The sequence below is a fragment of the Galactobacillus timonensis genome (genome assembly GCF_900240265.1).
In the GTDB taxonomy this organism is placed as follows: Bacteria; Bacillota_I; Bacilli_A; order Erysipelotrichales; family Erysipelotrichaceae; genus Bulleidia; species Bulleidia timonensis.
Map to the genome: position 1 here is coordinate 1,322,536 of NZ_LT964739.1, position 21,987 is coordinate 1,344,522.

The 21,987-nt window shown below is 49.1% G+C and carries 19 protein-coding genes and 1 tRNA gene; 17 read left to right on the forward strand and 3 right to left on the reverse strand.

Annotation, left to right across the window (positions count from 1 at the left end):
• Positions 1-89: 89 nt before the first annotated feature.
• The 14 genes from C1714_RS06240 (at position 90) to C1714_RS06310 (ending at position 14,883) form a co-directional block, all read left to right on the forward strand.
• Complete coding sequence (locus C1714_RS06240) at positions 90-467, forward strand: type II toxin-antitoxin system PemK/MazF family toxin (protein WP_102342376.1); 378 nt, start codon at positions 90-92, stop codon at positions 465-467.
• Positions 468-492: 25 nt separating this feature from the next.
• A complete protein-coding gene (locus tag C1714_RS06245) occupies positions 493-702 on the forward strand; it encodes a hypothetical protein (protein WP_102342377.1) in 210 nt (69 codons plus the stop codon).
• A gap of 86 nt (positions 703-788) precedes the next feature.
• Positions 789-2,489, forward strand: a complete 1,701-nt coding sequence (locus C1714_RS06250) for a recombinase family protein (RefSeq protein ID WP_102342378.1) — start codon at positions 789-791, stop codon at positions 2,487-2,489.
• 283 nt (positions 2,490-2,772) lie between these two features.
• Positions 2,773-3,345: a type IV toxin-antitoxin system AbiEi family antitoxin domain-containing protein gene (locus tag C1714_RS06260; RefSeq protein ID WP_102342380.1), complete on the forward strand. Its 573-nt coding sequence runs from the start codon at positions 2,773-2,775 to the stop codon at positions 3,343-3,345.
• Entirely contained in the window at positions 3,342-3,821 is a 480-nt protein-coding gene (locus tag C1714_RS06265; protein ID WP_102342381.1) for a nucleotidyl transferase AbiEii/AbiGii toxin family protein, read from the forward strand. Before C1714_RS06260 ends, C1714_RS06265 begins: the two co-directional genes overlap by 4 nt.
• A gap of 44 nt (positions 3,822-3,865) precedes the next feature.
• A tRNA-Arg gene (locus tag C1714_RS06270) sits at positions 3,866-3,939 on the forward strand.
• A gap of 54 nt (positions 3,940-3,993) precedes the next feature.
• Positions 3,994-5,652, forward strand: a complete 1,659-nt coding sequence (gene argS, locus C1714_RS06275) for an arginine--tRNA ligase (protein ID WP_102342382.1) — start codon at positions 3,994-3,996, stop codon at positions 5,650-5,652.
• 439 nt (positions 5,653-6,091) lie between these two features.
• Complete coding sequence (gene arcA / locus C1714_RS06280; RefSeq protein ID WP_102342383.1) at positions 6,092-7,318, forward strand: arginine deiminase; 1,227 nt, start codon at positions 6,092-6,094, stop codon at positions 7,316-7,318.
• Between the two features lie 37 nt (positions 7,319-7,355).
• The gene (gene argF / locus C1714_RS06285; protein WP_102342384.1) at positions 7,356-8,348 is read left to right on the forward strand and encodes an ornithine carbamoyltransferase; all 993 of its coding nucleotides are present in this window, start codon (positions 7,356-7,358) and stop codon (positions 8,346-8,348) included.
• Positions 8,349-8,353: 5 nt separating this feature from the next.
• Positions 8,354-9,295 carry a carbamate kinase gene (gene arcC, locus C1714_RS06290; protein WP_102342385.1) on the forward strand — a complete coding sequence of 314 codons (942 nt, stop codon included), beginning with the start codon at positions 8,354-8,356 and terminating at the stop codon, positions 9,293-9,295.
• Positions 9,296-9,321: 26 nt separating this feature from the next.
• Positions 9,322-10,776, forward strand: coding sequence for a YfcC family protein (locus C1714_RS06295; RefSeq protein ID WP_102342386.1), 1,455 nt, complete (start codon positions 9,322-9,324; stop codon positions 10,774-10,776).
• A 96-nt stretch (positions 10,777-10,872) separates the two neighbouring features.
• Positions 10,873-12,183 carry a helix-turn-helix domain-containing protein gene (locus C1714_RS06300; protein WP_102342387.1) on the forward strand — a complete coding sequence of 437 codons (1,311 nt, stop codon included), beginning with the start codon at positions 10,873-10,875 and terminating at the stop codon, positions 12,181-12,183.
• Positions 12,184-12,260: 77 nt separating this feature from the next.
• Complete coding sequence (locus C1714_RS06305) at positions 12,261-14,174, forward strand: phenylalanine--tRNA ligase beta subunit-related protein (protein WP_102342388.1); 1,914 nt, start codon at positions 12,261-12,263, stop codon at positions 14,172-14,174.
• Between the two features lie 13 nt (positions 14,175-14,187).
• Positions 14,188-14,883: a B3/B4 domain-containing protein gene (locus tag C1714_RS06310; protein ID WP_102343162.1), complete on the forward strand. Its 696-nt coding sequence runs from the start codon at positions 14,188-14,190 to the stop codon at positions 14,881-14,883.
• A 27-nt stretch (positions 14,884-14,910) separates the two neighbouring features.
• Here C1714_RS06310 and C1714_RS06315 read toward each other — a convergent pair whose 3' ends face one another.
• The 3 genes from C1714_RS06315 to C1714_RS06325 all read right to left on the reverse strand — a co-directional run bounded on the left by C1714_RS06315 (position 14,911) and on the right by C1714_RS06325 (position 16,652).
• Positions 14,911-15,558: a nitroreductase family protein gene (locus C1714_RS06315; protein ID WP_245305064.1), complete on the reverse strand. Its 648-nt coding sequence runs from the start codon at positions 15,556-15,558 to the stop codon at positions 14,911-14,913.
• Positions 15,559-15,667: 109 nt separating this feature from the next.
• Positions 15,668-16,240 carry a ferritin family protein gene (locus C1714_RS06320; RefSeq protein WP_102342389.1) on the reverse strand — a complete coding sequence of 191 codons (573 nt, stop codon included), beginning with the start codon at positions 16,238-16,240 and terminating at the stop codon, positions 15,668-15,670.
• A 1-nt stretch (position 16,241) separates the two neighbouring features.
• Complete coding sequence (locus C1714_RS06325) at positions 16,242-16,652, reverse strand: Fur family transcriptional regulator (protein ID WP_102342390.1); 411 nt, start codon at positions 16,650-16,652, stop codon at positions 16,242-16,244.
• 212 nt (positions 16,653-16,864) lie between these two features.
• Here C1714_RS06325 and C1714_RS06330 point away from each other — a divergent pair, with 212 nt between their 5' ends.
• From C1714_RS06330 to C1714_RS06340, 3 genes are read left to right on the forward strand one after another with little or no spacing between them, the layout of a single operon-like run.
• Positions 16,865-18,475, forward strand: a complete 1,611-nt coding sequence (locus tag C1714_RS06330; RefSeq protein WP_210115265.1) for a spermidine synthase — start codon at positions 16,865-16,867, stop codon at positions 18,473-18,475.
• An 11-nt stretch (positions 18,476-18,486) separates the two neighbouring features.
• Positions 18,487-19,830, forward strand: coding sequence for an MATE family efflux transporter (locus C1714_RS06335; RefSeq protein WP_245305065.1), 1,344 nt, complete (start codon positions 18,487-18,489; stop codon positions 19,828-19,830).
• Between the two features lie 17 nt (positions 19,831-19,847).
• A complete protein-coding gene (locus tag C1714_RS06340) occupies positions 19,848-21,968 on the forward strand; it encodes a DEAD/DEAH box helicase (protein ID WP_102342391.1) in 2,121 nt (706 codons plus the stop codon).
• Positions 21,969-21,987 lie beyond the last annotated feature (19 nt).

A 21,987-nucleotide genomic window follows, 5' to 3' on the forward strand; every position in this document is an offset into this window, starting at 1 on the left:
TTCTTTAACATCAGACCGCCGAAAAAGGAGCCATAACAGTCATTCAACTGTTACAGCCCCTTTACATAGAAAGCAGCAACAGGTGAGACATGAAAATAGAAAGAGAATTTCATCAGGGAGATGTCTATCTGGCAAGACTGGGCTGCCCATATGGATCGGAACAGGGAGGAATCAGACCAGTCATTGTATTGCAAAATGATGCTGGCTGTATTTACTCCCCGACCGTCACAATGGTACCGCTGACAGGAACCATCAAGAAACAGCACTTACCGTCACATTACGTGCTGCAGGATGCAAGATTTCTGCGGAAGCGGTCAATGGTGCTTGGAGAACAGATAGATACGATAGACAAAGGAAGGATGATTTCCTACCTTGGCACATTGAGCAAACGGGATCTTGAAGCAACAGCAGAAGCTGTGAAGGAACATCTTGGATTCTATGTTCCGGAATGTGCTGAAGCACCGTAGAAATAACAGAGTTTTGGAGAACAATATGAAAAAAATAATTAGTGGCATTACTGACTCCAACGTGGAGAACAATGGCAAACCGCAAGGCATCAAAATATCGGAAACATATACGAAGAAAATCGGGAAGGTTGTCTTTCATGTTTCTGCACATTCTCATCATACAGCTAAGCAGACAGCACCAGAAATGATTCTGCAGATGCTTGAGAACAAAGTGCTCATGGAAGGATGCGAATAATGCATCGAGATCCTTCTTTTAAGAAACAGCAGGCAGTATAGTAGTCTTGTACGAAGGTCTGAATCTGTTGTTTGGAAAGGATCGATATGGAAATAAAACAACAGATAAGGATTACAGCACTATACTGCAGACTCAGCAGAGATGATGAGTTTAGCGGAGACAGTTCAAGTATTTCAACACAGAAGAAAATGCTGACGCAGTATGCAAAAGAACAAGGGCTTGCAAACTGCCAGTTCTTTGTGGATGACGGGTATTCCGGAACGAATTTCAACAGACCTGATTTTCAGCGTTTGCTGGGATTAGTGAAGGATGGAAAGGTTTCGACGATCTGCGTGAAGGATCTTTCCCGCTTGGGAAGAGACTACTTGCAGACAGGCTATTTTATCGAAGTCATCTTCCCCGAGTATAAGACACGCTTTATTGCTATTAACGATAACGTTGATACGAATGGCGGTGACAATGAATTTGCTCCGTTTAAGAACATCATCAATGAGTGGTATGCAAAAGACTGCAGCCGTAAAGTCCGTTCCGCTTTTCATACCAAAGCGATTAACGGCGAATATACAGGAGGTTATCCAGCCTATGGATATATGAAAGATCCCGATGACAGGCATCACCTTATTCCTGATGATCATGCACCTATCGTGAAACGCATGTTTTCTATGGCGCTTAATGGAGTGACATGCTTCCATATTGCCAAACAGCTTGAGCAGGAAAAGATTCCGACGCCCAGAGCATTTCTGAAAGATCAATACGGGAAGTACGTAACCAATTATACAGTCAAGCATCCATATGCTTGGGGAAAGACTACCGTATACAACATCCTGAGCAATCCGATATATCTTGGAAAGCTTGTCAGTCAGCGGTATACGACAAAATCTTTCAAAGATAAGCGGATCGTTGAAAAACCGGAAGAAGAATGGGTTACAGTCGAGAACACACATGAGGCACTTGTAGATCAGGAAACTTTCGATACCGTTCAGGAACGGATCCGTATTAAGAAACCTGCATCATGGGCAAATAGTAACAATATTTACCGTGGCTTACTGATCTGCGGAGGATGCAATACCAGAATGGTATTCTCAGCACGTAAGGGAAGGACATCCAAGGGATACTTTTGCTGCAATTTGCACCGCCGCTATGGCGGAAAGGAATGCTCCAAGCACTACATCACTATAGAACAGGTCGAAGAAATTCTGCTGACAGATATTCGAAAGCATGCTGCTCTTGCAGCTGAGGATAAGGAAAAATACGCAGAGCATCTCAGAGAACTGTCGATGAGAAATAGTGACGGAGAAACGGATGCAAACCAAAGAGAACTTGCGAAATGCCAGAAGAGGATTGAAGAACTGGATGCCATACTCAAAAAGCTCTATGAGGACAGAGTGTTTGGTGTAATTAACGATGAGCGGTTCATGGTTATGTCGGCTGATTACGAGAAGGAGCAGAAGGACCTAAAGGCAAAATTTGCTGAACTGCAGAACACACTTCTGGATAGGAAAAAAGAGAACTTGGCAACGGAACGTTTTGTTGAAATGATTGAGCCGTATGTTAACATCACTGAACTTACCGAAGAACTTCTAAACACACTAATAGAAAAAGTTGTGGTTCATGAGAAAGAGGTAATAGATGGTCAAATTACCATGCGGGTGGATATTTACTATCGGTTCATTGGGAATATTGGCGATGAGAATGGTGGTTCTCTGTACGCATCGGGATTCCGCAGAAATAACAAGTTATTGGAAGAGGCAGCACAACGCGACAAATGTCTCACTGGCGCGCAATAAACAAAATACCCCGATCATCATAAAGTACCCCTTCTGGCAGTACACAAAAGAGAATCCGAAGGCTTTCTATGCCTGCATTAACAAGGGCGAGGCGTACTGCACAAAGGAGATTGCGGACAGGGCCGTGTGCATTGACGGGGATATTGAAGAAGTATTGCGGAAGCTGACGACATAGCAGTCTCAGAAGGCATAGTAGACAATTGAATCGAAATGTGGCACAGTATCGATATAAAAGTAAACGCTATTTGGAAAGGAGATATCCGTGCCGATCAATCCAATTGTTATGAAAAAGATAAAGGAAAATCACAACATCATAACGACAAAGCAGGTCATAGAACTGGGGTTTTCCAAGGCACTGCTTCCAAAGTATGTGAGGGAAGGTCTGATGGAGCGAGTGCGGCAGGGTGTTTATATCCTTGCTGGGAAAAGTCATGATGATATGTATACGATGATGCTGAGATCGGAGAAGATCATTTTCTCTCATGAAACCGCAATCTTTCTGCTGGGATTATCGGATCGGACGCCTTTTCAGCATTCTGTAACAATTCCTTCTGATACTTCTTTGCCGAACTCATTGAAGGATGAGTGCAAATGCTATTATGTAAAACCAGAACTTCATTCGATTGGGCTGACGGAAGAAAAGACTACATTTGGAAATGCGGTCAGATGCTATAACGCGGAGCGCTGTGTCTGCGATGTGCTGCGGGATCGAAATCGTATGGATGAAGATACCGTTCTGAATTTCATCAGAAGTTATGTGGCATACGATAAGAAGGATCTGAATCTGCTGGCAGAATACGGACAGATTTTTCATGCAGAGGACAAAATCAGGACATATCTGGAGTTTCTGCTATGAGTACGAAAGCGATGAGTTTAAAAGGAAGAATCAACAATTATGCCAAGGTAAATCATATGGCTGCGCAGGTTGTTCTTCAGAATCTTATGTTCGAACGTCTGCTTGCAAGATTATCGGATTCTGTGTATAGGGATAAGTTTGTTGTAAAAGGTGGCATGCTGGTTGCGGCAATTGTTGGCCTGGATACAAGGGCGACGATGGATCTTGATACAACACTTCGTGATCTTCCATTAACAGAGGATAAGATCAGGAAAGCCTTTGAAGAAATAATCGCTATCGATAAGGAGGATGAGGTTATATTTCTTCTGAAGTCAATTGAACCGATTCGCAAAGATGATGTTTATGGCGGATATCGTGTAAGAATAGAAGAAGAAATTCCGAAACTGTATCATCTGGTAAAAAGTACAGGAAAATATTGTATAAACCAGCAATATTATCTGGCATGTCCTTTGGAAACATTGTTTCTGAATGCATGATTTGATAATATGATAATCGAATCAAGGTTATTAAAAGTGAATATGCGCCGATAGCTCAACTGGATAGAGCATTTGACTACGAATCAAAAGGTTGCGGGTTCGACTCCTGTTCGGCGCACTGAAAACGCAGCCCTGAAAAGGGCTTTTTTCAACCCTAGCGGAGGAAGAGGATATGAGCGATTATTCGACCAGGATTTTTGAAGCAGCAAAGAACGCCATCAAGAAAGTTTATGACATCGACATTGATGAGAAACTGCTGATTGTTGAAATACCGAAAAATCCCAAGATGGGGGATTATTCGACGTCGGTCGCTATGCGCCTTGCAAAAACCCTGCATAAGAGCCCGGCCGTCATTGCCCAGGGACTTGTTGAAGAGTTGAAAGCTGAACTGCCAGAGGTTTCCAGCGTTGAAGTGGCCAACCCCGGCTTTATCAATTTCCGTATTTCGGAGAGCTCTCTGTCTTCCGTGATTAATCAGATCATTGACGCCGCAGATGATTATGGCAAAAACAATACGGGCAAAGGAAAGAAATATCTCGTCGAATGGGTATCCGCCAATCCGACCGGAGACCTCCATTGCGGACATGCCCGCAACGCCGCCTGGGGCGACTGCATCTGCCGTCTGATGGAAAAGTCCGGCTATGATGTTTTGAGAGAGTATTATGTCAATGATGCCGGCAACCAGATTGTCATGCTCGGAGAGTCGCTGATCTCCCGCTATTTTGAATATTTCGGCAAAGAATATCCATTGCCGGAAAACGGTTATCATGCGGAAGACGTAAAGCAGATCGCCATTGACATTGCCAAAGCTGACGGTGATAAGTGGCTGGACGCGGATCCGGATGAGCGACTTGCATACTTCAAACAGCAGGGCATTGATCGCGAACTGGAAAAGATTAAGAATGATCTGGAACTGTTCCGCTGCCACATTACCAGCTGGTGCCATGAGACATTCTTCTATCAGAATAACAGCGAAAGAATTAAGGCCTGCCTCGATCGGATGAAGGAGATGGGCCTCACCTATGAGAAGGATGGAGCCCTCTGGTTCAGGAGCACAGAATACGGCGATGACAAAGACCGCGTTCTGCGCAAGAGCGATGGCACCCTGTCGTACCTTACACCGGATATTGCCAACCACGTTTATAAAGTCGAAAGAGGCTATCCGTACCTGGTTGACCTTTGGGGAGCGGACCACCACAGCTACATCACACGTATGCAGTGCGCACTGACTGCGCTTGGTTATCCCAAGGGCACACTGACTGTTGATCTGATTCAGATGGTACGCATGGTCGAAGACGGCAAAGAAGTGAAGATGAGCAAGCGCACTGGCAACGCCATTACGCTGCGCGAGCTGTGCGAAGATGTCGGTGTCGATGCGGTCAGATGGTTCTTCGTTTCCAAGGATGTATCGACGCAGATGGATTTTGATCTGAAACTTGCCCGCACAAAGTCCAATGACAACCCGGTCTATTATGCGCAGTATGCTTACAGCCGTATGCATTCGATTTTGAACAATCCGGAGATTCCTTCGCTGCACAAAGAAGAGAATTACGATCGTTTGAATGATCCGAAGGAATTGCAGATGCTGAAGATGATGAGCGAGTTCCCGAATGAAGTCGCAACGGCGGCCGCAAACCGGAAACCAAATCGCATTACGGAGTACATTCAGTCGTTTGTTAAAGTGTTCCACAGCTACTACAACAGCAGCCGTGTCAACAATCCGGAAGATCCACAGCTGACAAACCAGCGTCTCGCTCTGATTACAGCCGCTTCCATTACGCTGAAAAACGCACTTGATCTTGTCGGCGTTTCGGCACCGGACAAGATGTAATTTCTGAATCTATAATCTTCCTGTGAAACCGCCTGGCGTGTGTTATGCGCGGGCGGTTTTTTGCGGACAGCTGGAAGAATATACAGCTTGAAAAGTAAAAAAATACAATTTTAGAGATGGATAACAGGGAACATTGATTGCATGTTATTAAGAAGAACTTTTGCCATATGCTTCGGCCATTGAATTGTAAAAAGTAAATCAATACGATAAATAAGCCTTTTTTTTTGCTTTTTTTGCTGGTGTGCATATCAACATGCAGGAAGTTAAGGCTGGGGAACAGGATGAAAAATGCGCAATATTGAAAAGACAGAAATATACAATTATATCCATTGATAAATTCCGACATAGAATACAGATGGGATATATGCTGATCATAGTGAAAGCGGTTACAAGTCTGCGCGCAAGTTAGTATCGCTCACATAATTAGATGGAGATGAAAATGAAAGGTATTAACGTTCACAGCGAAGTGGCGCCTCTGAAGAAGGTGCTTCTTCATCGACCGGGAAATGAACTTCTCAATCTTACCCCGGCAACCATGGAAAGACTGCTTTTTGATGACATTCCTTACCTTGAAGTAGCTCAAAAGGAACATGACACATTTGCCCAGCTGCTTCGCGATAACGGCGTCGAAGTCGTTTATCTGGAAGACCTCATGACAGAGGTTCTCAAGCTTCATCCGGAAGTTACACAGCCCTTCCTGATGCAGTGGCTTGAAGAAGGCGGCATTCATACAGAAAAGTGGCAGAAGAAACTGTATGAGTATCTGACCAGTAACTTCAAGGGCAAGGATCTTGTCCTGAAGACGATGGAAGGCATCAACCTGAAAGAGTGCTATGACATCGATAATAACCATTCTCTTGTTGACCTGACCTCGGATCCGCAGAAGCTCATCGTTGACCCGATGCCGAATCTGTATTTCACCCGGGACCCGTTCGGATCCATCGGCCGCGGCATCTCACTGAACAAGATGACCTTCCCGACCCGCAACCGCGAAACAATCTATGCGGATTACATCTTCAAGTATCATCCGGATTACATCGGCACACCGTTCTACATGAACCGGAATGCCAACTTCCATATTGAGGGCGGCGATATTCTGAATCTGACGGCTGATACGCTGGCGGTCGGTATTTCCCAGCGCACAACACCGGAAGCACTCGAAGTTCTTGCGGTACATCTGTTCCGTGATCCGGAATGCAAGATCCGTACCGTCCTTGCCTTTGCGATTCCAGAATCCCGAGCCTTCATGCACCTGGATACGGTATTTACAGCAATTGATTACAACAAGTACACCGTTCATCCGGAAATCCTTGGACCACTGAAGGTTTATGAGATTACACCGGGCACCAATGGACACCGCATGAATGTTCGTGAGATCGATTCTACGCTGCATGATGTCCTTTGCAAGTACACGAAGCAGGATGAGGTTGAATTAATCCAGTGCGGCGGCGGCGATATGATCGCAGCGCAGCGTGAGCAGTGGAATGATGGCTCCAACACATTGGCAATTGCACCGAATAAAGTTGTTGTCTACGAGCGTAATACCGTCACCAACAAGGTTCTGCGTGACCATGGCGTCAATGTCCTGACCATTCCGAGTGCAGAGCTGTCCAGAGGCAGAGGCGGCCCAAGATGCATGTCCATGCCGCTGGTACGTGCCGACTGACAATACATCCAAAGGAAACCCTAAAGGAGAAAATTTTATGGGCGTAAATATTTGTGGAAGAAGCTTTCTGACCCTGCTTGACTTCACGCCGGAAGAGATCAATTACATGATCGATCTCGCGATTGAATTCAAGAACCTGAAGAGAAATGGTGTTGACCACAGCTATCTGAAGGGGAAACAGGTTGTTCTGCTGTTCGAAAAAACATCGACCAGAACAAGATGCGCATTTGAAGTCGGCGCAAGAGATCTCGGCATGGGTGTCACATTCCTGGATTCCAAGTCTTCCCAGATGGGAAACAAAGAGTCTCTGGAAGATACCGCGAAGGTTCTGGGCCGCATGTTTGACGGCATCGAGTACCGTGGCTACAAGCAGAGCGTTGTTGAAGAACTGGCAAAGTATTCCGGTGTCCCGGTATGGAATGGTCTGACGGATGATTTCCATCCGACCCAGATGCTCGCTGACATCATGACAGCGAAGGAAGAGTTCGGCGATGTCCGTGGACGGAAGCTGACCTTCTTCGGTGATGCAAGAAACAATGTTGCCAATTCCCTGATGGTTGTCTGCGCTAAGCTTGGCATGCACTTCTGCGCCTGCGGACCGGAAGAAAACATGCCGAAGAAGGAGCTTGTTGACAAGTGCCGTGAAATCGCAAAGGAAACCGGCGCAGAAATTACGCTGACCAACGACGTGAAGGAAGGCGCAAAGGATGCCGACATCCTCTATACGGATATCTGGGTATCCATGGGCGAGCCGGCGGAACTCTGGGGCAAGAGAATTGAACTTCTCCGTCCGTACCAGGTGAACAAGGAAGTAATGGCAATGGCAAAGCCGACAGCGATCTTTGAGCACTGCCTGCCGAGCTTCCATGACAGAAACACCACGATCGGCGAAGACATCTACCAGAAGTATGGTCTCGAAGCCATGGAAGTAACGGACGATGTGTTCCTTGGACACCAGGCACGTCAGTTCCAGGAGGCTGAAAACCGTATGCATACAATCAAGGCCGTGATGTATGCAACTCTGAAGTGATCCCAATGTCGGAACGTATTGTTGTTGCTCTCGGGGGGAATGCCTTAGGCAAGACCCCCGAAGAGCAGCTTGAACTGGTCAGACATACGGCAAAGACCATAGTTGATCTGGTTGCGGCTGGATATGAAGTTATTGTCAGCCACGGAAACGGTCCCCAGGTCGGCATGATCAATCTTGCCATGGAATTCTCTTCTGCCAAGGGCGGCGGAACACCGTATATGCCATTCCCGGAATGCGGCGCAATGAGCCAGGGCTACATCGGCTATCATCTGCAGCAGGCCATTCAGCAGGAACTTGCTGCGCGCGGCATTAAGAAGGATTGTGCAACCGTCGTTACCCAGATTGTTGTATCTGAGGATGACCCCGGATTCCAGCATCCGACCAAGCCGGTAGGCAGCTTCTATACAAAGGAAGAAGCAGACAAGATTGCGGCAGAAAAAGGGTTCACATTCGTCGAAGATGCAGGACGCGGCTGGCGCCGTGTCGTTCCTTCACCAATCCCGCACCGGATTGTTGAATTGAATATGATCCGTCAGCTCGTTGACGCAGGTGACATTGTGATCTGCGCAGGCGGCGGCGGCATCCCGGTGGTTGAGACGGAACATGGTCTCAAGGGCGTCGCAGCGGTAATTGACAAGGATCGCTCCAGCGCTCTGCTTGCGGATACGATTCATGCCGATAAGCTGATCATTCTGACGGCGGTTGATCGTGTCTGCATTAATTTCAACAAGCCGGATCAAAAAGAACTCGAAACCATGAATGCGGCACAGGCACGCAGGTATATTGAGGAGAATCAGTTTGCCAAAGGCAGTATGCTGCCGAAGGTTGAATCCTGCCTGGCGTTTGTTGAAAGCAATTCAAATGGTGGTACGGCATTGATTACTTCACTGTCCCGTGCCGCGGAAGCACTTGAGGGTAAAACAGGAACAGTCATTACGAAAGACTGATTCCATTCCAGGAGATAGAGATAATTATGAGTAATACTGAACATAAGAAGAGAAGACTAGGCACATTTGGTATATTGCTGCTTGTCCTTCTGTTCGTGGCTGTTGTGACATGGATCTGCGCAGGCAAAACGTACACGACCGCAGATGGTGAGACGGGGGTTGTCACTGCCGCTACCTTCAGCCAGATTTTAATGGCACCGATCGCAGGCTTCCATAATGCCGGCGATGTCATCGGATTCGTATTCTGCCTTGGCGCATTCCTTGCTCTGGTCAATGCGACCGGCGCTCTGGAAGCGGGCATCCATCAGCTGGTAAAGAAGCTGCATGGCAAGGAAACAAGACTGATCTGGATCCTCATGTTCCTGTTCTCGATCGGCGGTACCACCTATGGTATGGGTGAAGAGACCGTCGGCTTCTACATCCTTCTTGCAGCGACAATGACCGCTGCCGGAATGGATCCGATCGTTGGTGCGGCGACAGTTCTGCTTGGCGCCGGTACTGGCGTTCTGGGTTCGACAATCAACCCGTTTGCGACAGGAGCGGCTGTTGATGCGGCACGTTCCGTCGGCGTTGAAGTCAACATGGGCACCCTCTATGCGGAAGGCGTCATTCTGTGGCTTGGCACATATTTGATTTCCGCTTTATTTGTAACGAAATATGCGAAGCATGTCATGGCGACCAAGGGCTCGATTCTGACTGCAGATCAGCTGAATACATGCAAAGCAGCTTACGGCCACTCTACAGAAATCAGCACAGACGAAGCTCTGACCAGCCGTCAGAAGACCTGTCTCTGGATTTTTGCAATCACGTTTGTAGTAATGATTCTTGGCTTCATTCCTTGGGGATCTCTGAATGAAGGGGCATACAATGCCATGGGATGGACCGGATTCCTTACAGGCAGCCAGCTTGGCGATTGGTGGTTCGATGATGCGGCTACCTGGTTTGTATTAATGGGAATTATCATCGGCCTGATTGGCATGCCCGATCGTTCTAAGCTTTCCAGCACGATCATTTCCGGTATCGGCGACATGATTGCTGTTAACCTTGTCATCGCTCTGGCACGTGCTACGACGGTTCTGATGAGTGAAACAGGTCTTGGCTCCTGGATCGTTGAGGCATCGGTCAATGCTCTGGCTACGTCCGGTATGCCTGCAGGTCTGTTCGGCTTCCTGGACTATCTGCTCCATATCGGTCTCAGCTTCCTGGTTCCTTCATCGTCCGGTCTGGCGGCACTTTCTTCGCCGATCGTTTCCCCGATCGTTGCCGGTATGAACTGGTCTGTTGAAACATCCATTATGTGCAACGTTGCGGCAAATGGTCTCGTCAACCTCTTTACGCCGACCTGCGGATTCATCATGGGCGGCCTTGCTCTGGCAAGAATTCCGTACGACGTATGGCTGAAGTGGGCGAGAAAGCTTCTTCTCATCCTCGGCGTTGCGGTCGGTGTTGTTCTTACCGTCTGCATGATCATTCTCAGCTGAGCATCGTGGTTCAAACACGGACAGGCGGCATTCTTCGGAATTGCCGCCTGTTTTCTCTCCTTGGATCGGTTAAAATAGAAGGAGAATTTTTTCCATATGATTAAACAGGCTTCCATGCAGGACAGCTCCATTTCGGATGTTGATCCCTCCTCACTTTGCTCCTTTGACTATGAGGCAATCGAGGCGCCTACGAAAGCACTGATGCACCAGGCGGCCAGGTTCCTCTATTTTAAAAATGGGAAAGGGACCATGGTCATCGACGGAACTGAGTATGAAATTAAAGCGCATACCATTGTCGCGATCAGCCCATGGATGATCACAGATATTACCGCTGTGGAATCGACGCTGCAGCTGATCAAAATCGTCTATGACTATCAGTACATCAAAAATCTGTTAAGTCATATGGTTTCGCTTGAAGATAATGGCAGCGACATGCTGGGATATCTGAATATGCAACCGGTGCTGCAGCTGGATTCTCTGCAGGCAGAAGAGATGGAAAACATTCTGGATCAGCTGAAAGGGGAGCTTGGTGTCGCCAGTACCCTGGAACATATCCCTAAAAAGCCATTGGGGTATTTGTATACCAGCAACAAAATTATTGAACTGATGATTCTGTATTATCGTTTTATTCGTCAGTCAAATGGTAATGGCCAGACGGAGAAAAGCACGGTTCCGGGAAATGATTCGATACTGAGCTATATCTATGCGCATTCTTCAGAGAAGCTGTCGCTGGCCAAGATTGCCGATGTATTTTATCTGTCGGAGTCATCCTTGTCCAAGTATCTCCGAGAGCTGACGGGTACAAGTTACTCGAAATTGTTGAATGCCATCCGGATCGAGAAGGCTTCCGATTATCTGATTTATACGGATCTGCAGCTGGATGAGATTGCCAGCCTTTTAGGCTTTGTCGATGCTTCGCATCTGTCCAAGCATTTTGTCGCCAAAGTCGGCGTTACGCCAATCCGCTACCGGCGTATTTACAGCAAGGTGGAAACATCCTATTCCCGCGATTCACGGAATGTTGCTTTTTCGATTACAAACTATATTTACAACAACTATGACCATGAGGATCTGACGGCAATTCAAACCGCATCGAAATATGGGATTTCGGTTGCAGAGATGAACCGGGCACTTCTTTACTATTCGGAGAAAAACTTTGAAACCCTGCTGAACTTTGTCCGTATCAATAAAGCTGCGGAACTGCTCGTTTCAACAACAAACCCGGTGATTGATATTGCTGTATCGGTCGGATACAGCAATGTGAAAACATTCAACCTCAACTTCTATAAGTTTGAGGGCATGAATCCGACGGAGTTTCGTGACAATGTCACCCTCCAGCATAAAGACGGAACAGAAATCCATGTCCGCAAAAAGCGCAAAGCAAAGCCAAATGTCGGTAGAAAATAATGCCGATGCTGGTGATAAATAACTGCGAGGCCGGATCAAAACCAATGCCTCGATAAGTACAGAAAAGGAGAATATGTATGCAGAAGTTCATCGTGGATGATTCGTTTTGGAAGATTTTTCCAGAGGCACGTATTGCCGTACTATCCCTGAGCGATGTCGATGAGACGGCACAGCTCAGCGATGAAGAAATGAAGGAAATCGCAGATATCCTTACGGAAGCGAATCAGGAAGCTGTAAAGTATGTTCCCAATGAAACGATTTCGGAAAATCCGGTTGTTCAGGTATGGCGCCAGGCATATCAGAAGTTTCCAACCAAAAAAGGCGCAAGATGCGCGCTGGAAAATCTGTTGAAACGTGTTCTGCACGGAAAGCCGGTCGGCTCGATCGCACCCTCCGTGGATCTTACAAATGCTGTTTCCCTAAAATATGCCTTTCCGATTGGTGTTGAGAATATGGATGCGTTCGTTGGCGATCTTCACCTGGGGGTAATGGATGGGACGGAGGATTTTCTTCCGATCGGGGAAACCGAAGCGGATCCGCCGCTGAAAGGCGAGATTGCCTATCGCGATGATGCCGGCGTCGTCTGCCGCTGCTGGAACTGGCGCGATGGACAGAGAACGCAGGTGAATGATCATACAACCAATGAGTTTGTCGCCATGGAATGTGTGGAAGAGGATCGTCTGGAAGATCTTCAGAAGGCTCTGGATGAACTTGCAGAGCTGCTGCCAAAATACCTTGGCGCCAAGGTGCTTGCAAAAGCGATCGTTGACCATCAGCATCCCGAGGTTGTTCTGCGCGAAGAGGTTCCACAGCAAAACAAAGCAGAGGAAAGCAGACAGGCAGTATCTCAGCTGCCCAAGGCGCAGCCGGATGATTCAGGAAGTTACGATGACTATACGCGTACAGAGTGTACAACGACCATCCGTGATGTGAAGGATGACTGGTATGCATTCAACGATACTGTATTTTATGGCGATAAAGGCGGAATGCCGTCCGATTCCGGTACGATCAACGGGCAGAAGGTGGACGGCCTGAAATGGGAAGGTGAAACGCTCTGGCATCATGTGGAGGGAACCCCTCTGCAGGATCCGATTGTCATGAAGGTTGATTTTGAAATGCGCTATGCCCATACAGTTCCGCAGACGGCTCTGCATATTCTTGACAGTTATTACCGCAGAAAGGGAATGCTGATTACTTCAACAGGCTGCAGCGAAGACAATGAATACTATGATCTCGATGTGGCTGAGATTTCGCCCCGGGACTGGCAGGAACTGCAAGACTATATCAACGAAGCCATCCGCAAAGATGCGCCTGTCCATTTCCATTATGTGAAGGGGTCGGATTATCCGGATCCGGAATATCGTAAGTTTGAAACTGTGCGGATTGTGGAAATTGAAGGGCTCGATGAACAGCCATGCGGTACGCCACATCTGAATCATACCGGTGAGATTGGCTCCTTTGTTCTGCTTGACTGGGAACACCGTTCCAAATCAACTGTAAGAGTTTACTTTACGGCGGGCAATGTGACGCGCTGGCGGCTGGTTCAGTATTATAAGCAGCTGAATCGCCTTGCCCAGGTGCTTTCAACAAGTACCGAAGAACTGGAAGAGAAGGCAGCGGCCGTAACGGCAGCGAACAAAGAGTATAAGAAGCAGATCAATGATCTGACCCGCGCATTGATGGATTATGAAGCAAAAGACTATGCCGCAAAGCCGGAAAAGATCATCGAACTTAGCGGTGTGGACAGCGATCGTCTGCGTCCTCTATCGCAGGCTTTGATGCGTGTCTGCACGGATACGAAGATTCTTTTTGCGGCAAACGATGCGATTGACTTTGCGATTGTTTCCGGGGAAGGCAGGGCAAGAGAGATCCTTGAGATCCTGAAGCCGGCTCTGAATTGCTCTGGCGGCGGCAGCCCGAAGATTGTCAGCGGGCGAACGTCGGTCGACCTGGAAACGTTTAAGAAAGCGGTGGAAGAGCTGCATCTTTAAGCGGAGCGTGATGATGAAGATTTTTGTGGATGAAAACCTGGTCAGCCATGGCATCGAAAAGGTTGTCATTGCCAAAGCAGGCAATGTACAGGTGAAGGCGCCGCTCGATCCGGAAGTGGAAGCGAAGATCAAGAATGTTGAGCAGGAAGTGCTCGATGGGAAGAAGGACTGGATTCTTAACGATCCGATTACGCAGGGGTACGAGAATCTTGTAACCTCCTGCAACCGCAGCATCAAAAAAAATCCGCCGACGGTGCCGGACTTTCTTGCCAGCATCAAACGCAGAGGAAGCCTGCCGCATATTAATACAGTCGTCGATATTTATAATCTGGAGACGCTGATTTCCGGTGTTGCGATCGGCGGCCATGATGCGGATAAGATTACGGGTACACTGCGCTTTATGATCAGCGGTAAAGAAGATACGTTCACCTCCATCGGAGGAAATACGAAACACGTGGCTGAGACAGATTATGTCTATCGCGATGATCAGGGAATCATTACCTGGCTCGGTACCCGTGATTCAACGTTCTATAAGATCGATGATGATACGCAGAATGTTCTGTTTGTGATTGCGGGCAATGCGAATACAAGTGTTGATCTGCGTCTTGCGGCGCTGGAGCGGATTCATCAGGATCTGCTTAAGTGCATGCCACAGCTGACGTTTGCGACGGTCATTGCCGAGGCGGGCAGGGAAACGGAAATCGAATGAGGATCGGGGCAAAAAAATCCTGCAGTCTCAGGCTGCAGGATGATGCGATTCGAGTTCGAAGTGATAGCGGACAATGCCAAGATCGATGTGCGTGCATGCGCCGATGCCTTTGATGCGCACGGCAGGAGAGCCGCTGTTGAATGTGAAGTAGAACTTCTGCTGGTTGACGGCGGTGGGAGCCAGCAGGGCGGCTTCGAGGCCGTCTCTATACCATTCCGGCATGGATGGACTGTAATCGGAAATTTCCTGAATGGTTCTGGAATGATGCGGAATGCCTTTGACGGCACCGTATCCGAGCGCAATGACGATGATCAGGCGCTCGTTTTTATTGATGGCGGCTTTCGTCTTTCCGTGTGTCAGAGCGACCCAGCAGGTGTTGAGACCGATTTCCTGCGCCTTGAGTACGAGCTGTTCGCCATAGTAGCCGCCCTGTTCTTCGGCTTCCTTGCCTTTGGGGCCGACGATGGCAATGTAATTGTTGACGTTGGTGAATTTGCCATAGTGGGCAAGTGCGGTATTGAAGCAGTCCGGTTCGTCATAGCAGATCTGAATATGGAGACCGGATTGTTCGTTGATTGATGCAGCAAGCTGATCAAGCACATCCCGCTTATAGGCTTCAATCGGCTTAATCAGATATTGGCGCACACTGTGGCGCAGTTCGATCAGAGCATTCATATACAGTATCCATCCTTTACCGCAGACTATACCATGCGTTAACGCAGAAGGACTAAACAAAAAGCAGGATCTGTTTTCAACAGACCCTGCATTCGGATGAAAGTACAGCTTACTCGCCGAAATAACGCTTCAGCAGGCCTTCAAATGCCTTGCCATGGCGTGCTTCGTCACGGGCCATCTCATGAACCGTGTCATGGATTGCATCGAGGTTGAGAGCCTTGGCACGCTTGGCAAGATCCGTCTTGCCTTCGGTAGCACCATATTCGGCTTCAACACGCATCTCAAGATTCTTCTTGGTCGAATCCGTTACAACTTCACCAAGCAGCTCAGCGAAGCGGGCAGCGTGGTTGGCCTCCTCGTAGGCGGCCTTCTCATAATACATGCCGATTTCAGCATAGCCTTCGCGGAAAGCGACGCGGCTCATAGCCAGATACATGCCGACTTCGGAGCACTCACCTTCAAAGTTTGCACGCAGATCATTCTTGATGTCTTCCGGAACGTCCTTCGCTACGCCCAGAACGTGTTCAGCAGCCCATTCCTTCTTGGATTCATCAACCGGAACGAACTTGGACTTCGGCTGCTTGCAGGTCGGGCATACCCATGTATCAGGCAGATCTGCAAACTTCACGCCTTCTTTTTCTTCATCGTAAATGTGACCGCAAACTGTGCATCTGTACTTCATATCAATTCTTCTCCTTTGACCCTTCAGGGTCTTCCTTCATGAGACAATCCTTGCATATTCCTTCGTAAGTCGTGGAATGGAACTCGATCTTTCCGCCGGTGAATTCCTCGGCAGCGCGATCCATCGCCGCATCATAGGGGGCTCTGTAATCAAAGATCCTCCCGCAGCAGCGGCAGTGCAGATGATCGTGGGGCTTGGGGTTGCCGTCATAGTAGCTCCAGCCTTCGCCCGAGATCTTCTGAATCCTTCCTTCCTGAACAAAGAGGTTCAGATTGCGATACACCGTTGCCAGACCGATGCCCCGGTCCGTCTTTTGAACTTCTGCCAGCACTTCGTCTGCGGTGCGATGGCAGCCCGGACCTTCAATGGCACTGAGTATTAAATCTTTCTGGTGCGTGTGTCTGCGTTTCATTTCCGCTCCTTACTGAGAACAAATATCATTATGGTCATTTTTTCCTGGAATGCAAGATAAATGAATCAATTTGATATTCTTTTTTCTTCTTTTTCGCTTTGCATTACGATTGCCCGGATTTGTTAGCGGAAGAGGGGAATTTCCTATCTTTGTGCCCCTCAATCAGAGTATCCTAAATAGATAGCGAAATTTCAACGAAACGAGGTGGGGCGATGAATCAATCGAACAGAAAGCTGCTGCAGAATCATTTGTTTCTGTATCTGACAGAGTTTTTCAGCGGTATGTCCGTGATGGCGGTAGAACTCGGGGCCAGCCGTCTGCTTGCACCGTATTTCAGTTCTTCCCAGATTGTGTGGACGATCATTATCGGAACCATCATGATTGCGATGGCGCTTGGAAATGTATACGGCGGAAAGAGCGCGGACAAGAATCCGGATCCGGACCGCCTCTATCGCCGCATTCTGATTGCGGCAGTCTGGATTGTGCTGATCCCTCTCTTTGGAAAGTATATCATTACGGCTCTTGCCGGCCTTGTGATCTTTACGATTTCCTCCAACTATCTCGTGTGGTCTGCCTTTGCGGCATGTCTGGTTCTGTTCGTGTTTCCGCTGTTTCTTCTGGGAACAGTGACGCCGTCGCTTGCCAAATATTCGGTTGATAGTCTGGAAGACAGCGGCCGCGTCGTCGGTACGCTTGGTGCCTTCAATACGATCGGCAGTATCATCGGCACCTTTACTCCGACCTTCATTACCATTCCTTCGGTTGGTACGTCGGTGACGTTTCTGATCTTCGGCGGTATTCTGCTGGCGCTTGCCCTTGTCTATTTCATTGCGGCACATACGCAGAAGGTGCTGTGCATTGTTTCCAGCATTCTCTTCGGCGTAAGCTGCGTCTTTGGTTCCTCCGACAGCTTTGCCTTCTGGGACAGGAGTCTCGCCTATGAGGGGGAATCGATCTACAACTATCTGCAGGTACGGGATACGGACAGTGCGGTCTACTTTTCGACCAATGTTCTGTTCGGCGTGCAGTCGGTCTATATGAAGGATGCGCAGCTGACAGGTCTTTACTATGACTATGCGATGGCGGCGCCGTTATTTACGGACAAGGACAGTCCCGGTGATGCCAGTACACTGATCCTGGGGATGGGGACAGGTACCTACGCGGTGCAGTGTGAGCGCTTCTATGGTTCAACGAACATTACCGGCGTTGAGATCGATCAGCGGATCACGGATCTTGCGCATCAGTACTTCGATCTTCCGCAGAACATTCCGGTCGTGACACAGGACGGCCGTGCATTCATCAACCAGGATCCAGCGTCCTATGACGTCATTCTCGTCGATGCCTATCAGGATATTACGATTCCGTTTTCGATGTCTTCAAGCGAGTTCTTTGAACGGGTGAAGAATCATCTGAACGACGGCGGTGTCATGGTCGTCAATATGAATATGCGCAGCGATGGCGAAGAGGGAATCAATCAGTATCTGGCCGATACGATCGCCTCCGTGTTTCCATACGTCTACACCGTTGACGTGCCCGGCAATACGAACCGTGAGCTGTTTGCCTTTACGGATCCGAAGGCGCTCGAGCATCTTTCCTCGAATGTGCAGAAACTTTCAAACGCGCAGCTCAAGACAATGATGCAGAGTGTTGAGACAAATCTGACACCGTACAGGACAGGCAATCACGTAATGACAGACGATCAGGCGCCGGTGGAGCTGCTTGGAATGCGGGCGCTCGATCAGATTATCGGCGATGAGACAGATTATTACCGTCAGGTGTTCCGGGAAAAGGGGATCAGAGGATTGATTGAAATGCTTGGCTGAAAGGGGACGGAATGAAGAAGCGGATGTTTTCCAATGCCCAGCTGCGGCGGCTGATTTTTCCGCTGCTGATTGAGCAGCTGCTGGCGATGCTTGTTGGAATGGTGGATACGGTAATGGTATCCAGTGCTGGTGAAGCGGCCATTTCCGGTGTCTCCATCGTCAACGATCTGAATAATCTTGTGATCGCGCTGCTGTCGGCGCTGGCGGGCGGCGGAGCGGTCATCGTTTCGCAGTATCTTGGCCATGGGGACAGGGAGCTGACACGCAAAGCGGCGAGTCAGCTGGTGATGATCGCCTTTGTGATTTCGACGGTGCTCGGTTTGTTCTGCGTCGCTTTTCATACGGGTATTCTGCAGGTGCTGTATGGCTCTGTAGAGGCAGACGTGATGACGTCGGCGAAGGAATACTTCTGGATTACGGCCCTTTCCTTTTCCTTCCTTGGTGTCTATAACAGTGCGGCGGCACTCTTTCGTTCCATGAATGAGACACGGTCAACGATGAATGTGTCGATCCTGATGAATGTGATCAATGTCATCGGCAACTACATCGGCGTCTATGTGCTGCATCTTGGGGCGGCAGGCGTCGCGTGGCCGACGCTGATTTCCCGAATCGTGGCGGCGGTCGTGATGGTGGGTATGGCGTTCAATCCCCGTCGCGCCATTTCCATTGCCTGGAATGATATTCTTGCATGGAACAGAGAGCTGATCCGGAAGATTCTTTCGATCGCAGTCCCTAATGGCATCGAGAATGGTCTGTTTCAGCTGGGAAAGGTCATTGTTTCGATCTTTGTGGCGACCTACGGTACGTCACAGATTGCGGCCAACGGCGTTTCCAACTCCCTGTCGACACTGTGCTATGTGAGTGAGATGGCGATCCAGCTGGCATCGGTAACGGTCATCGGTCAGTGTGTCGGTGCCAATGATTATGAGCAGGCGGAATACTATGTGCATAAGCTGATCAGGATTGCCTGGATCATGGCTGCCGTCAATAATCTGCTTGTCTATCTTGCCATGCCGTATGCTCTGTCGCTGTATTCTCTCTCCAGCGAGACGCTGAAAATTGCGGAGACAATTCTGACGATGGAATGCATCGCGGTTACGACGATTCATGCGCCGGCTTTCGTCCTTCCTACGTGCATACGTGCGGCAGGCGACGCAAAGTATACGATGTACGTCGGTGTTGGTTCGATGTTTGGTGCACGTGTTCTCAGCGCATATCTTCTTGGCACCGTGCTGGGGATGGGCGTTGTCGGTACACGGATCGGCATGTATATTGACTGGGGAGTACGTATTATTTTCTTTGTCTATCGCTGGCGCTCGGGAAAGTGGAAACTGTACCGTCTTGTCAGTGACTGAGCGGGACGGAGTTCACTATGAGTTATGATCGTGCGGAAGTAAAAAACCTTCTGTCTGCCTTTCAGCAGTACAGCGCTTTTGAACATGGCCTTGAAGAGGAACGGAAGTCACTTTCATCGAAGGTTAAAAGCGAGGCGGACCGGCTTCAGAAAACACAGCTTCTTGAGCTGCTGGAACAAGTGAAGATCGAGGATCTGGATCTAAGAAGTGCGCCGCTGCTGAAGGCGGGATACAGGACGCTGAAGGATCTGTATGGTGTTTCAGGTGCACAGCTGGCGGCCGTTGACGGCATTGGAACGGCGTCCGCCGGCGCAATCGTAAAGAGAGCCGATGAAGCAGTCAGCGATCTACGGCAGTCGGTGCCGCTTTTGCTTGGAAGCAGGGAATGTGCAGAACTTCTGGAGGCGGCCGTACGCTGCTGGAACGTATCCGCGATCCTGAGCAGGCTGAACGGTCTGATGGAAGATCCGAAGATGCAGGCGGACATGGAATGTCTTGAGCAGTCGCTTTCTTCTTCCTTTGTGAAGCGTTTTTTTATTTCCTCAAAGCAGAAACAGGAAGAAGAGGAGGCTGCCCAGTATCTTGCACGGAAAAAGCAGGAGCTTTCTGCCGGAATTGGAACGCTGAAAAACGAATATCAGGCACTGAAAACCGCAGACTGGAAAGCAGTCTACCGCAGTCATCCGTCAGAGATTGAACACGTTGTTGAAACGCTGGTGCCAGGTGCACTGAAGACAAAAGATACGAACGGGGATCTTGATCCGGAAACGGCGGAAGCCATCACGAAACAGGCCGCAACGCTTTCCGGCCTGCACTGTACCCTGCGGCCGTATCAGGAATATGCATTGAAATACATTCTGCATCAGAAGCGGGTGCTGCTTGGCGATGAGATGGGCCTGGGCAAGACCGTGGAAGCGATTGCGACGATGGTGGCACTGAAGGAGTCGGGTCAGACTCATTTTCTGGTCGTCTGCCCGGCCAGCGTCCTGGTCAACTGGTGCCGTGAGACAGAAAAGATGAGTGATCTTTCCGTGATCCGTCTTCATGGGAAAGACCTGCAGGCATGTTTCGAACGGTGGTACCGTGAGGGCGGCGTTGGCGTTACGACGTATGAGACAACGGGGCGGCTGTCGCTTCCTTCTTCGTTTCATTTCGGCGAACTGATCGTTGATGAGGCACATTACATCAAGCATGCCAGTGCGCAGCGCTCGAATAATGTGAAACGTCTGTGCGGCTATACGGACCGCATTCTGCTGATGACCGGAACAGCGCTGGAAAATAATGTTGAAGAGATGATTTCGCTTGTTCAGATTCTGAGCCCTGAGACGGCATTCCTGCTGAAAAGCCGGAAGTGGAAAGTGACAGCGGATGCCTTCTGCCGGACAGCTGCGTCGGTATACCTCAGGCGGAAGCGGGTTGATGTGCTGAGTGAACTGCCGGATCTTACGATCAAGAAAGAATGGTGTCAGCTGTCTGAGGAGGAGAAGAAAATCTACCGTCAGACGCTGCGTCAGCGCAATTATGCAGCGATCCGCAGAGTTTCCTGGAACGTGCCGGATCTTTCGAAGTCGACGAAAGCGAACCGGATGCTCGAACTGATTGATGAAGCTGCCAGTGAAGAACGGAAGGTAATTGTATTTTCATTTTTCCTTGATACTTTGAAAAGTGTTGTTGACCTTCTTGGCAGCAGGTGCATCGGACCGCTTGACGGTTCCGTGGCGGTGAATCAGCGGCAGAAGATGATCGACGCATTCACGCAGGCAGAAGCCGGTACGGTTCTGGCCGCCCAGATCCAGTCGGGCGGAACAGGTCTGAACATTCAGTCGGCATCAGTCATTATCCTTTGCGAACCGCAGCTGAAGCCGAGTACAGAAAATCAGGCGTTTTCCCGCGCCTACCGGATGGGGCAGAACCGCAATGTTCTTGTGTACCGTCTTCTGGCCGAGAATACGGTGGATGAGGAACTGATGAGCATCATCGAATCAAAGCAGGATGTCTTCGACACCTTTGCAGATCCTTCCAGAGCTGCGGAAGCAGGAGAGAAGGAGATTCGTCAGGAAGGCTTCCATGCCCTGGTCGAAAAGGAAATTGCCCGGATCGAAAAGCAGGATGGCGAAAACGATGAAGGAAAAGACTAAGGCCGCCGCACTGCGTGCC